Origin of the sequence: Microtetraspora sp. NBRC 13810, assembly GCF_030268685.1 — a bacterium.
In the GTDB taxonomy this organism is placed as follows: domain Bacteria; phylum Actinomycetota; class Actinomycetes; order Streptosporangiales; family Streptosporangiaceae; genus BSRQ01.
On the sequence record NZ_BSRQ01000023.1, the window covers coordinates 1 to 11,974 of the forward strand.

At 70.7% G+C, this 11,974-nt stretch carries 13 protein-coding genes and 1 pseudogene; 3 read left to right on the top strand and 11 right to left on the bottom strand.

Annotated elements, in window-relative coordinates:
- Nucleotides 1-96: 96 nt before the first annotated feature.
- A complete protein-coding gene (locus QSK26_RS33930) occupies nucleotides 97-447 on the top strand; it encodes a NucA/NucB deoxyribonuclease domain-containing protein (RefSeq protein ID WP_285779412.1) in 351 nt (116 codons plus the stop codon).
- 69 nt (nucleotides 448-516) lie between these two features.
- Here the strand turns inward: QSK26_RS33930 and QSK26_RS33935 are convergent, their stop codons facing one another.
- From QSK26_RS33935 to QSK26_RS33970, 8 genes and pseudogenes are all read right to left on the bottom strand, one after another.
- Nucleotides 517-1,164, bottom strand: a complete 648-nt coding sequence (locus QSK26_RS33935) for an SMI1/KNR4 family protein (RefSeq protein ID WP_285779413.1) — start codon at nucleotides 1,162-1,164, stop codon at nucleotides 517-519.
- A gap of 57 nt (nucleotides 1,165-1,221) precedes the next feature.
- Nucleotides 1,222-1,335 (bottom strand): annotated as a pseudogene (locus QSK26_RS33940) (IS5/IS1182 family transposase); the annotation flags it as partial.
- 207 nt (nucleotides 1,336-1,542) lie between these two features.
- On the bottom strand, nucleotides 1,543-1,944 hold the full coding sequence (locus tag QSK26_RS33945; RefSeq protein ID WP_285779414.1) for a hypothetical protein: 402 nt from the start codon (nucleotides 1,942-1,944) through the stop codon (nucleotides 1,543-1,545).
- 169 nt (nucleotides 1,945-2,113) lie between these two features.
- Complete coding sequence (locus tag QSK26_RS33950; protein WP_285779415.1) at nucleotides 2,114-2,239, bottom strand: hypothetical protein; 126 nt, start codon at nucleotides 2,237-2,239, stop codon at nucleotides 2,114-2,116.
- Nucleotides 2,236-3,216 carry a quinone oxidoreductase family protein gene (locus tag QSK26_RS33955; RefSeq protein WP_285779416.1) on the bottom strand — a complete coding sequence of 327 codons (981 nt, stop codon included), beginning with the start codon at nucleotides 3,214-3,216 and terminating at the stop codon, nucleotides 2,236-2,238. Before QSK26_RS33955 ends, QSK26_RS33950 begins: the two co-directional genes overlap by 4 nt.
- Nucleotides 3,217-3,646: 430 nt before the next feature.
- Nucleotides 3,647-4,018, bottom strand: a complete 372-nt coding sequence (locus QSK26_RS33960) for a ClpX C4-type zinc finger protein (RefSeq protein WP_285779417.1) — start codon at nucleotides 4,016-4,018, stop codon at nucleotides 3,647-3,649.
- Between the two features lie 137 nt (nucleotides 4,019-4,155).
- Nucleotides 4,156-4,527, bottom strand: a complete 372-nt coding sequence (locus QSK26_RS33965; protein ID WP_285779418.1) for a nuclear transport factor 2-like protein — start codon at nucleotides 4,525-4,527, stop codon at nucleotides 4,156-4,158.
- A gap of 190 nt (nucleotides 4,528-4,717) precedes the next feature.
- Nucleotides 4,718-5,302 carry a MarR family winged helix-turn-helix transcriptional regulator gene (locus QSK26_RS33970; protein ID WP_285779419.1) on the bottom strand — a complete coding sequence of 195 codons (585 nt, stop codon included), beginning with the start codon at nucleotides 5,300-5,302 and terminating at the stop codon, nucleotides 4,718-4,720.
- A 125-nt stretch (nucleotides 5,303-5,427) separates the two neighbouring features.
- Here QSK26_RS33970 and QSK26_RS33975 point away from each other — a divergent pair, with 125 nt between their 5' ends.
- On the top strand, nucleotides 5,428-6,816 hold the full coding sequence (locus QSK26_RS33975; RefSeq protein ID WP_285779420.1) for a sulfite oxidase: 1,389 nt from the start codon (nucleotides 5,428-5,430) through the stop codon (nucleotides 6,814-6,816).
- Between the two features lie 6 nt (nucleotides 6,817-6,822).
- Here QSK26_RS33975 and QSK26_RS33980 read toward each other — a convergent pair whose 3' ends face one another.
- Entirely contained in the window at nucleotides 6,823-7,896 is a 1,074-nt protein-coding gene (locus QSK26_RS33980; protein WP_285779421.1) for a glycosyltransferase, read from the bottom strand.
- 299 nt (nucleotides 7,897-8,195) lie between these two features.
- Between QSK26_RS33980 and QSK26_RS33985 the strand changes: the two genes are divergently transcribed.
- Nucleotides 8,196-9,815 carry a WS/DGAT/MGAT family O-acyltransferase gene (locus tag QSK26_RS33985; RefSeq protein WP_285779422.1) on the top strand — a complete coding sequence of 540 codons (1,620 nt, stop codon included), beginning with the start codon at nucleotides 8,196-8,198 and terminating at the stop codon, nucleotides 9,813-9,815.
- A 137-nt stretch (nucleotides 9,816-9,952) separates the two neighbouring features.
- On the opposite strand, the gene QSK26_RS33990 is transcribed toward QSK26_RS33985, so the two are convergent.
- Both QSK26_RS33990 and QSK26_RS33995 read right to left on the bottom strand, forming a co-directional pair.
- Complete coding sequence (locus QSK26_RS33990; protein ID WP_285779423.1) at nucleotides 9,953-11,563, bottom strand: monocarboxylic acid transporter; 1,611 nt, start codon at nucleotides 11,561-11,563, stop codon at nucleotides 9,953-9,955.
- On the bottom strand, nucleotides 11,560-11,862 hold the full coding sequence (locus QSK26_RS33995; protein WP_285779424.1) for a DUF485 domain-containing protein: 303 nt from the start codon (nucleotides 11,860-11,862) through the stop codon (nucleotides 11,560-11,562). The genes QSK26_RS33990 and QSK26_RS33995 overlap by 4 nt, the downstream gene beginning before the upstream one ends.
- Nucleotides 11,863-11,974 lie beyond the last annotated feature (112 nt).

Below are 11,974 nucleotides of genomic sequence, written 5' to 3' on the forward strand. Positions count from 1 at the left end.
CAACCGCCTGGTCGGCATCCTCCACGGCTGCCTCAAAACACATACCCCCTACGACCAGGCAACCGCCTGGTCACACCGGCAACACGACCTCGCCGCTTGACATTCCGGCTCCAGGGATGTCTGACCCGGCTGTACAGCGGCGACGACTCCAAGGACAATCGGACCACAGCCTGCCCGCAGAGCCTGCCCCGGCCGACCGGCAAGTCATGCGACGAGTACCCCTTCGCTTCCAGCAACCAGGGGGCGAGCCTGAGCGGCGGACCCGGCCGTACCTTCGGCTACTGCGAGGTGGCGCCACTACCGCAGGGGGTCACCGGCCCCACGGGATACAGCTCATGCATGATCAACGCTTCCCAGAACAGCGGCGGCGGGACTTGGCTTGGGACGGTGTACCGGCAGAACCGCATCCTCCAGAATGATCCGTTCTACGTCTGGATCAAGCCCTGACCGTCCGATCTGACGGCGTTCCAGGCCGACGGCCGGGGACGCCGTCCTCCATGACAGGCCGGGACCGGGCTACCGGCGCCATACGAGACTCCCCACGCTGACCGCGGCTCTGAGACCGGTACGCGTTTCGGGAGCGCCTGTGCCGAGAGCGGTTTCGACCGAGGAGAGGAGCGACGACAGGTCCGGCCAGCGCACGCCGGTGGCATCGGCGTCCACGTCGTCGATCTCAGTCACGCAACCGTACTGTCCGCCCTTGCGTGTCCTGCGGTCCACCACCAGGAAGGTTTCGCTCTGGTCCTCCGCGATCGGGAGCCATGGCGAGATGAACCGGCCGGCTGGGGTCCCCGCAGGTTCGGCGTTCAGATTCCGATCCTTTGATGTCGGATCGGCTGCAAGCTGCGCCAGACGGACCGCCCTGTCGGCGTCAACGGCGAATGCGGCACCGGAATCCGACACGCCGATAAGAAACGTCTCCCACCAGGCCACCACTTCTTCAAGAGCCAGCGGGCGAAATCCTGGAAACACGTATCCGGAGGGGGTCCGCTCGAGACCGTCGCATCGGCTGAAGAAATCAAGCACATCAGCCGGCCAGTTCCAGCCACCGGTCCGGCGCTGCGCCGAAGCCAGCGCGTCCGGCGTCTTGGCGGCTCGTATCGCCGAGAACGTGTTCGGGGCGTTGTCCCTGCACCACTCCACAATGCTGTCCCATGAGTCCACGACTCATTATGTCATGCCCGGACGAACGGAGCTTGGCATGGGCGGAGTCGGCCGCCTTCTGCGAGGCGTGCTTGTTCCTTCCCTTATCGGCACTGATCCCGAGGTCCATAACGGCGTTCCGTCCGGAGCGGCGAGAACCTGAACGTTCATGCCATGGTGCCGGTGCTTGCCGGGGAGAAGCTACGATTGGGACATGTAAGCCATCAACTTTCTTCTCGGGAAGGTGGAGTGAGTGAAGAACGACAAAGGCTGGACGTTCAGTCTCGATGCAGACGAAATGGTTGTGCCGATCGCCCCCGCGGGGTGCCGGAAAATCTGAGGCCGGCTGTCGAGACGCTGATAATTCCCTTCGGTCTCACGGCCTATGCTGTAACGTAACTATCTCGAGCAATGGGAGCGGATGCGACAGGAGTTCGAGACCGGGTACATCGTGCAAACGCTTAGCGCAACCGTGAAAGGCACCTCCCGGTATCCGGGGCTGAACCGGCGGGAAGCCGGGTCCGCGTCCACATTTGCGTCGATGTCGTGGCACGCCAGATGCAGTGCGGCGAACGCATGGCGGTCCTGGCCGGCCCGAGCGGCCATCTCCGCTTGGAGGGCGTGGGCGCGCAAGATCCGGCTGTCGCTGCGTCTGGCGAGCCGTACCGTCTCGTCGGCCACCATGCGGGCTGCGGTGACATCGCGACTGGAGAAGCAGGCCACCAGGGCCCGACTGGTGCCTATCACGGCCTGTTCCCAGGCCGTGATACCGGCCGCGGCGTGGGCGGCTTCCTCGCGCATATCGTTGGCGCCGGCGGCGCCGGCGGCCAGGCGCAGCGGAGGCTGGTCGCTGCCGACGACTTCCGGAATGGCGGCGGCGACGTGCCCGGCGGAGTTGAACGCGCTGGGCGGTGGTTCGCCGAGTTGCCGCTGTACAGCCCGGACTGTCTGGTCGTAGCCGCTGACGGCGTCAGAGGTGTTGAGGTTCGGCCAAGAAGGCGGTGGCAGTCGGGGCGGGCTCGGTCAGGGTGACCTTGATGCCCGGCGGCTTCACCTCGCCGGTGAGAGCGTCGGTGAGTCCTTCGGCGTTTCTCACGGGGTGAGGACGATGCGGCCGTTGGCCGTGTGGTTCTCCAGCCGCTCGTGGGCGGTCGAGGCGTCCGTCAGGGGAAGGACCTCGATCTCGGTGTCGGCCAGGCCGGCGGCGACCGCGGTCAGCGCGGCCTCGGCCGCGGGGCCGATGGCGTCGGGGTGGGCCGGCAGGTAGACGCCGGCGTTGAACCCGGCGACGACGACGTTGCTGTACCAGATCTGGTTGCCGTCGATGCGGTGGGTCCAGTCGCCGCTGGCATTGCCGACCAGCAGGAGACGGCCGGACGGCGCGAGCAGGTCCAGGCTCTGTGTGCGGACCGCGCCGCCGACGGGGTCGATGATGACGTCGAACTTCTCGCCGCCCAGGGCGTCGGACAGCTCGGCGGAGTCGACGATGGCGTCGTAGGGCAGCTTGGTGGCGGCCGCCGCGCCCATCCTCTCGGTGCGGACCGTGCCGACCACACGTGAGGCGCCCAGCTGTCGGGCGATGCCGGGGAAGGCGGCGGCGAGCGCGCCCAGTGCGCCGTGGATGAGGATGCTCTCGCCCGCGGACATGGTGATGGCGCGGGTGAGGGCGACGTGGGCCATGATCGCGTTGGGCACGACGGCGACCGCGAGGGCGGGATCGATGTCGTAACCCTGGGTCGACACGACCCGCGTCTGGTCGCTGAGGTGCACCGACGCGTATCCACCCGTCGCGTCGGCGGAGAGCGCCACCACCTTCTCGCCGACGGCGAAGCCGGTGACCCCGTCGCCGAGCGCTCGCACGGTGCCGGCGACCTCCAGACCGGGAACGTACGGCGGTTGCGGCAGTCCTTCGCGGTCTTTGTACAGCCCCTGCCGGATGTAGACGTCGATGAGTCCGACGGCGGCGTGAGTGACGTCGATCGCGACCTGACCCGGCCCGGGCGTCGGATCCGGCAGGTCGGTGACGGCGAGCACATCCGGTGCGCCGAACCGGGTGACCTGGACAGCCTTCATGGCGATCCCCTCCCATTACGCACCCAATGATGCGTTAAATGGACCATATCGCAATGCGCGAGATAGCGCATCTTGGGGTGCGTTAATCGAGACGATCATCCCTGCCGACGCGAGCTGGGTGATGTCCGGCAAATGATCACGGTCAGCTGATCGTTTGTGGCGTGACGAGGTGAGCTGACCGACAAGGCCCGACATCGGATCGGACCCCTGCCGCCCGGGACGGATGGCAGGGGACGGCCCTGGCGCGTGATCACCGCGAGGTCATCTTGGGAGCATGTCTCTATAACGGGTGAGCGATGGACGGTGTGCTCGGGCGCGGGTGTCGCCGGTGGTGGCGTTGAGGTGATGGTCGGGCTCGCCGGTCTGGTGTCGGCGGCGGTGATGGCCCGGTGGGCCTGGTCCGTGATGCGGCGGGTGGGCCCGGGCCGTGTCACTCCTCGCCGGAGAAGCGCTCCCAGGCGGACTGGCGGGTGACCCCGAGAGCTTCGCCGATCCTCGTCCAGGTGACGCCGCGCCGGCGCAGCTCCTGCACCCACGCGCGCAGGTCCGCCTCGGCCTGGTCGATGTGCGCGGCTACGCGCGGAATGTGGCTCAGCATCTCCACGTCCGTCAACGACTCCCACACCGGCACCCGCGGACGCGTGGGGCCGCCGAAGCTCTCATCGATGATCGAGGCGGCCAGAGCCACGCACTCGTTGCAGATCTGCACTCCAGCGCCGGCGACCAGCTTGTCGACCTCGGTGTCCGGCTTGCCACAGAAGGAGCACCGGACGAGTTCGGTCAGCGTCTCAGGGGATGTCACGGCACACTCCTATGGCGTCAGGGACTGCCTGACACCATAGCTCGTCAGGGAATCCCTGACAACTGTCGTGCGTGCAGCTCCCTTCGGAAGCGCACTCGCTCACTACACCCGGGAGCAGGCGATCATCGTCACCCCTCTCAGCCCACCACCGCCTTCATCGGCTGCCAGGGCGCCGCGTCGAAGATCAGCATGATCGAGGTGATCCTGCCGTCGTCGAGGCGGAAGTGCTCGGCGGTGCGCTGGGTGCCGGCGGGGGTGGCCGTGTGCACGTCGTAGACGAGGGTGGCCTCGGCCTCGCCGTACAGCTCGCTGATCAGGTCGACGCCGGTGACGACCTGAAGGAACCCGCCGATCCCGGCCAGATGTCCCGCGGGGTCGGCCGAGCTCATCATCGGGCTGCGGAAGGCGAACGGCTCGCCGATCTGGGCGGTCGCCGCGGGCACGTCCCCGCGAAACCTCGCCTCGTGGTAGGCGCGGACGGTCCGCCGGGTGTCATCGGCAACGCTCACGGGGGCTCCCAAAGGGTTCGGTCCGCAAGGGACAGCAATAAGGGGTCAGGGGTGGAGGCGCAGGGGTGGAGGCGCAGGGGTGGAGGCGCAGGGGTGGGGGCAGCGGCGAGGCGGTAGGGGGCCAGCGCTGGGGCCGTGGGGGGCCAGCGGTAAAGGGGCGAAAGCGAAGGGATCGGGCGCGGAGGTGGGGTCAGGGGCTGGGAGAAGGGGTGGGGGGTGGGTTCTGGGTCAGGTAGCGGGTGAGTCTCTGTTGGTTGGCGGCCAGGTGGAGGCAGAGGTGGCGTAGGCGGGTGAGGTCGTCGGGGGTGAAGCCGCGGAAGACGGCGGCCATGGCGGCCTGGGTGGGGCGGCGGAAGGCGTCGAGCCACTCCTGACCGGCGGGCGTGATCCGGGCGAGCACGGAGCGCCGGTCCCTGCTGTCCGGCACCCGCCGCGCCAGGCCCTCCCGCTCCAGGGTGTCGACCAGGCCGGTGACGTTGCGGGAGCTCACCCCGGCCGCCTGGGCCAGGTCGCCGATGCTGACGCCGTCGCCGGGCGAGGCGCTCAGCCGGATCAGCAGGTCGAGCGCCCCTGAGCTCAGCCCGCGCCCTTCGGATCCGTGTGAACGCATGCGCTCGACGGCGTGGAAGGCGGTGCGGACGGCCGCCGCGGTCTCCAGGGCGAGGATGTCCTCCCCGCCGGTGAACCGGGTCATCGCCTCCCTGACCGCGGGGTCGAAGAGCCTGCCGTCCGGATCGTGACCGAAGCCCTCTGATGAGTTATGTACGTCCTTCATGATGAAGCAACACTTTAGTACGTACTTCCAGATATGGCCAAGCCGTTCCGACGATCTCCCGACACTCCGATCCGGTTCTTTCAAATTCCACTGTTTCTTGGTAGGAAAAGGGGGAGGAGGTGCCCATGCCGTACGAGAGGCCCGCCGACGAGGACCCGCCGGGGGCGGCACGTCGCGCGCCCGGCAGGCGTGACCTGCTGCGGATGCTGCCCGCGCTAGGTGGATTCGCCGCGCTCGGCGGCGGCACGCGAGCGTGGGCGGCGCAGGCCGAACACGCGGCGGGCACCGGTGCGGGGCACCCCGCCGCGCCGGGCGCCCGGCACCCGGCGGGCGGGATCACCCGTGCGGGCACGAGGACCGACGTGAACGGAAGGGCGGACGGGGACGACGCCGGCAGCGGCGGGAGCGGAAGGGGCGGGCGGGGGGTGGGGGTGAGTGGCATCGTCAAACCGCTGCCCGAGGACGTCTTCGTCGTGCACGGCACCAACGCGGAGACCCGCTGGGAGGCGCTCGGCGACGTGGGCCACCTCGTGCCCAACGACCGGTTCTTCGTGCGCAACCACACCTCGACCCCGCTGATCGACGCCGCCACCTGGCGGCTGCGCGTGCACGGGAGCGGGGTGCGCCGCCCCCACGAGTTCCGCTACGACGACCTGCGCGCCCTGCCCTCGGTCACGCTGGACGCCGCGATCGAGTGCGCGGGCAACGGCCGTTCGTTCTTCGGCTCGCAGCAGGGCTCGCCGGCGCCCGGCACGCCGTGGCGGCTGGGCGGCATCGGCGTGGCCCGCTGGCGCGGGGTGCCGCTGGCCACCGTGCTCCGCCTGGCCGGGCTGCTCCCCGGCGCGGTGGACGTGCTCCCGCGCGGCCTGGACGCCCCCTTCGTCAGCGACGGCGTGGACCTGGGCCCGGTACGCCGGCCGCTGCCGGTGGCCAAGGCGCTGAAGGACGTGCTGCTGGCCTACGAGATGAACGGCGAGCCGCTGCCGCCCGACCACGGGTTCCCGGTGCGCCTGGTGGTGCCCTCCTGGATCGGGATCGCCTCCATCAAGTGGGTGGGGGACATCGAGGTGTCGGCCGAGCCGCTGTCCTCGCCGTGGGACACGCGGTTCTACCGGATGTTCGGCCCCGGTCACCCGGCCGGGGGCGGCCCCCCGCTGACCACGCAGGTGGTGAAGAGCGCGTTCGAGCTGCCGTGGGACGCCTCGCTGCCCGCCGGGCGGTCCCACGTGCTGCGCGGCCGGTCGTGGTCGGGCACGGGGAGGATCGTCCGGGTCGAGGTGAGCACGGACGGCGGCGGCACCTGGCGGCCCGCCGACCTGCGCGGACCCCGGCAGCGGGCCGCCTGGTCGTCGTGGCGCCTCACCTGGCGTCCGCCCGGCCCCGGCGTGCACACCCTGCTCGCCCGCGCCACCGACGAGACCGGCGCCACCCAGCCCGCCGTCACCCCGCACAACACGTTCGGCTACCTGTTCGACGCCGTCGTGGCCCACCCTGTCACGGTGTTCACGCCGTGAGGCGGATCAGCGGGCGGCGTGCGCGCGGAGCATGCCGGTGACGGCGGCGGCCCACGGGAACAGCTCGGCGCGGGCGCGCGCCGCGGCGCCCGCCCGCGGGTCCAGCAGGTCGCACACCGCGCGGGCCAGTTCCGCCGGCTCGGCAGGCACGGCCCGCCCCGCGCCCGTCGCGAGCAGTTCGGGCAGGGCGCCCTCGTCCGGCGTGACCACCGGCGTGCCGCAGGCCAGCGCCTCCAGGGTGGCCAGGCCGAAGGTCTGCGCCGGCGCGGTGGCGAGCGCCACGTCCGCGGCGGCGAGCAGCCCGGCCACCTCGGCCCGGGAGGACAGGTGCCCGGCGAAGGACACCGGCAGCCCCTCGGCCGCCTGGCGCAGACGGCCGAGCAACGGCCCGTCGCCCGCGACCACCAGGCGCGCGTCCACCCCCGCCCGGCGCAGTTCGGCGAGCGTGCGCACGGCCAGCATGGGGCGCTTGCCGGGGTACAGGCCGGTCACGGTGGCGAGCAGCACGTCGGCGGTGCCCCGCCAGCGCTGGTCGGCGGCGCCGGGATGGAAGACGGACAGGTCCACGCCGAACGGCACCCGCACGACGTTGCGCGCGGCGATCCGCTGGAACTCGGCGGCGCCGTACCGGCTGGCGACCACGATCTTGTCGAAGCGGCGGGACAGGCGGCGGTTCCACGCGTCGGCCGCGCGCTCGGCGGGCAGCCACGGGCTCGTCCGGAGCAGCGCGTCGAGCCGCCGCCGGGCGACGAGCAGCGCGGGCACGCCGTTGGCCCGCGCCCATGGGCCGAGGTAGCCGAGGGTGAGCTGGTCGCAGACCTCCAGCCGGTCGGCGGCGAGGTCTTCGAGCACCCGCAGCAGCGGGCGCCGGTACGCCACCATCCTGCGCCCGCCGGGGTAGGGCAGCCCCGGCACGGTGCAGCACCAGCCGGACCCGGCGTGCGACCTGCCCGGCTCCGGTCCCGGCCGGACCAGCACGGGATCGTGGCCGGCGGCGAGGTATCCCCGGCCGAGCTCCTCCAGCACGGTGTCCTCGCCGGTGGCCGGCATACCGAAGCCGACCACCCTGACGATCCTCATGCCGTCCGCCCCCCGGGACACGCCGTTGTGACCTTCTGGACACGCATCCCGCCATCGTCGAGGCGATCGTTGGCCGTGCGGTGACAACAAACTGTCAGCCCGGCGAAAGCCACGGAATTGTTCGACCCCCGTGCCCCTTATTTTCCTAAAGAAAAAGAACAAGTACCTCAATCCACAACCAATTACGCCGATTTCACCTGCGACAATCTGCGGGAGACCCTACAGAAACGTTCGTGAAACGAAGCAGGGCGATGATGAACACAACCCCCCGTCCCGTTCCGTTGTAGGAGGCCTGACCGATGCGCCAGTTGACCGCACTCGACGCGCAGTTCCTCCATGCCGAATCGCCCACGACGGCGGCCCATGTGGCGGGGGTGGCGGTGCTGGATCCGGCGTGCGCCTCAGGTGCGGTCACCAGGGACGCCCTGGTCGTGTTGCTGCGCAGGCGGCTGCACCGGGCGCCCGCGCTGCGGATGCGTCTCGCCGACGTCCCGCTCCGCCTGGACCACCCCTACTGGACCGAGGACCGGGACTTCGATCCGGACGACCACGTCTACGAGGTGACCCTCGCCAACCCCGACCTGCTCGCCGAGGAGGTCGGCCGGATCCACGCCCGGCGGCTGGACCGGCGCCGCCCGCTGTGGGAGATGCACCTGATCCACGGGCTCGCCGGGGGCAGGGTCGCCCTCTACTCCAAGGTGCACCACTGCGCGATCGACGGCGTCTCCGGCGCGGAGACCTTGGCCGCCCTGCTCGACCTCTCCCCCGAGCCGCCCGAGCCGTCCAGGCGGGCCGCGGCCCGGCCCGCCGGTCCCGCCCAGGTCACCGCGCCGGTCACCGCCCCGGGCTCGCTGGCGATGCTGGCGGGCGCCGCCGTCCGCTCCGCGGCCCATCCGCTGCACGCGCTCGGCTCGCTCTGCCGTACGGTGGCCGACCTGGACGCGCTGCCGCTCACCTCCGGGCTGCCCGGGGCGCGGCTGGTGGCCAAGGCGACCAGGATGCTCACCGGGGACACCCGGCCGATGCCGGACCTGCCCGCGCTGCACGTGCCGCGCACCCCGTTCAACGGGCCGATCAGCGCGGAGCGGCGGTTCGCGTACGGGTCACTGCCGCTGGCCGAGATCAAGCGGGTGGCCAAGGCGTTCGGGATCAGCCTGAACGACGTGGTGATGACGTTGTGCGCGTCGGCGTTGCGCGGCTGGCTGCGGGAGAACGACGCGCTGCCGGACCGGCCGCTGGTCGCCGGGGTGCCGGTCGCGGTGCGCACGGCCGGGGCCTCGACCGTCGTCGGGAACCAGCTCTCCGCCATGGTCGCGCCCATGGCCACGGACGTGGCCTGCCCGCGGGAGCGGCTGCTCGCGACCGGCGCCGCCATGCGCGCCGCCAAGCGGCGGTTCGCCTCCTCACCCGCCACCTGGCTGAGCGAGCTGTCCTCGCTGCTGCCCGCCGCCGTCACCGCGCTGGCGACCGCCCCGGTCTTCCGGCTGGCCTCGGTCGCCTTCCCGCCGGTCAACCTGATCGTCTCCAACGTGCCGGGACCGCAGTTCCCGCTGTACCTCGGGGGCGCGCGAGTCGAGGCGTACTACCCGATCTCGGTGCTCACCGACGTGAGCGGCGGGGTCAACATCACCTGCTTCTCCTACGACGGCTCGCTCGACTTCGGCATCGTGGCCTGCCCGCAGCGGATGGCGGACGTGTGGCGGCTCTTCGAGCATCTCCGCGAGGCGATGTCGGAGCTGTCCGGGCTGTCGGAGCTGTCAGAGCCGCCCGAGCCGCCGGAGTTGTCGGAGCCGCCGGGCGCCGGCGTGGCGTCCCGCCGTCCGGCCGCACCCGTCGTCGAGGTACCGGCGCCCGCCGAGGCGCAGGCCGCCTCCGTGGCACCGCCCGCGAAGGCCGCGCGGGCCAAGGTGCCCGCCTGAGAGACGTCGCGCCCGGAGACGTCGCGCCCGGAAAACCAGGCGCCCCCGGACCCGCGTGCCGGCGGATCCGGGGGCGTGGTGGCGGCCCGGCCCCGGGGGGGTGAAAGCCGGGCCGCCTGGGTCCCCAATGGGGTGGTTCAGTGGCCGGTCGCCTTCTCGGCGCCGACGCCGGTGAGGGAGCGGACCTCCATCTCGGCATACTTGCTGGCGTTGTATTCCTTGCTGAGGATCGTGCCGAGCCAGCCGGCGACGAAGCCGATCGGGATCGACACGATGCCCGGGTTGGACAGCGGGAACCAGGCGAAGTCCGCACCGGGGAACAGCGCCGTCTCGCTGCCGGACACCACCGGCGAGAAGATCACCAGCAGCAGGGCGGAGACCAGGCCGCCATAGATCGCCGAGACCGCGCCAGCGGTGTTGAACCGGCGCCAGAACAGGCTGTACAGGATCGCCGGCAGGTTGCCCGAGGCGGCCACCGCGAAGGCCAGCGCGACCAGGAAGGCCACGTTCAGGCTCTGCGCCAGGATGCCGAGACCGATCGCGACCGCGCCGATGACGAACGCGGCGATCCGGGCGACCAGCACCTGCTCCTGGTCGGTGGCCCGGCCGCGCTTGAACACGTGGGCGTAGAGGTCGTGCGCGAAGCTGGAGGAGGAGGCCAGCGTCAGACCGGCGACGACCGCGAGGATGGTCGCGAACGCCACCGCCGCGATCACGGCCAGCAGGATCGTGCCGCCCACCGTGCCGAAGAGCTGCTGGCCTACCGCCTGGGCTAGCAGTGGCGCGGCCGTGTTACCGCCCTTGTCCGACGCGGCGATCGTGTCGCTGCCGACCAGCGCGGCGGCGCCGAAGCCGAGGACCAGGGTGAGCAGGTAGAAGATGCCGATGATGCCGATACCCCAGAGCACCGACTTCCGGGCGTCCTTGGCGGTCGGCACGGTGTAGAAGCGGATCAGGATGTGCGGCAGGCCGGCGGTGCCGAGCACCAGGGCGAGCCCGAGGCTGATCAGGTCGATCTTGCCCGCGATGCCCTGGGCCTCGGTGCCGTAGCGCAGGCCGGGGATGAGGAAGGAGTTCCCCTTGCCGCTCTGGGCGGCGGCCTCGCCGAGCAGCGCGGAGAGGTTGAACCCGAACCTGCCCAGCACCAGCAGCGTGATCAGCGCGGCGCCGGTCATCAGGAGCACGGCCTTGACGATCTGGACCCAGGTGGTGCCCTTCATGCCGCCGACGACCACGTAGACGATCATCAGCACGCCGACGCCGACGATGGTCAGCGCCTTGCCCACCGGGGAGGTGATGCCGAGGAGCAGGCCCACCAGCGCGCCGGCGCCGACCATCTGGGCCAGCAGGTAGAAGATGCTGACCGTGATGGTGGACACGCCGGCCGCGGTGCGGACCGGGCGCGGGCTCATCCGGAAGGCGAGCACGTCGGCCATGGTGAACTTGCCGGAGTTCCGCATCAGCTCGGCGACCAGCAGCAGCGCCACCAGCCAGGCGACCAGGAAGCCGATCGAGTACAGGAAGCCGTCGTAGCCGGACAGCGCGATGATGCCCGCGATGCCGAGGAAGGAGGCGGCCGACATGTAGTCGCCGCCGATCGCCAGGCCGTTCTGCGCCCCGCTGAAGGACCGGCCGCCGGCGTAGAAGTCGGTGGCGTCCTTGGTGTTCCTGCTCGCCCAGAACGTGATGCCGAGCGTGGCGGCCACGAAGAGCAGGAACAGAATGGTGGAAAGTGCCTCAGAACTCACTGTTCCCTCGCTTCGACCTCGTCGCGGAGCTGGTCGGCCAGCGGATCGAGCTTCTTCTGCGCGTGCCGCGAGTAAGCCCACGCGATGCCGAAGGTGGACACGAACTGGAGCACACCGAGGACCAGTGCGACGTTGATGTTGCCGAGGAGCTTGACGCCCATGAAGTCACGGGCCCAGCCCGACAGCACCACGTACAGCAGGTACCACCCGAGGAACGCGGCGGTCATCGGGAACGTCCAGGCGCGGAAGCGCCTTTTCAGCTCCTGGAACTGCTCACTTCCCTGTACCTGTTCATACACGGATGATTCATGTTCTTGGGTGGTCACCGGGCCGCCTCCCACGAATGTGATGTGGATCACGCCATACCGTAGGAGGGGACGCTACCCGCCGGGGAGGGGGGTGGGCGGGTTC

Excerpts from the sequence above, each read along its gene's own strand:
- QSK26_RS33985 (WP_285779422.1), top strand. The coding sequence starts at position 8,196 with ATGCGCCAGTTGACCGCACTCGACGCGCAGTTCCTCCATGCCGAATCG.
- QSK26_RS33955 (WP_285779416.1), bottom strand. The coding sequence starts at position 3,216 with ATGAAGGCTGTCCAGGTCACCCGGTTCGGCGCACCGGATGTGCTCGCC.
- QSK26_RS33975 (WP_285779420.1), top strand. The coding sequence starts at position 5,428 with ATGCCGTACGAGAGGCCCGCCGACGAGGACCCGCCGGGGGCGGCACGT.
- QSK26_RS33945 (WP_285779414.1), bottom strand. The coding sequence starts at position 1,944 with ATGCGCGAGGAAGCCGCCCACGCCGCGGCCGGTATCACGGCCTGGGAA.
- QSK26_RS33980 (WP_285779421.1), bottom strand. The coding sequence starts at position 7,896 with ATGAGGATCGTCAGGGTGGTCGGCTTCGGTATGCCGGCCACCGGCGAG.
- QSK26_RS33970 (WP_285779419.1), bottom strand. The coding sequence starts at position 5,302 with ATGAAGGACGTACATAACTCATCAGAGGGCTTCGGTCACGATCCGGAC.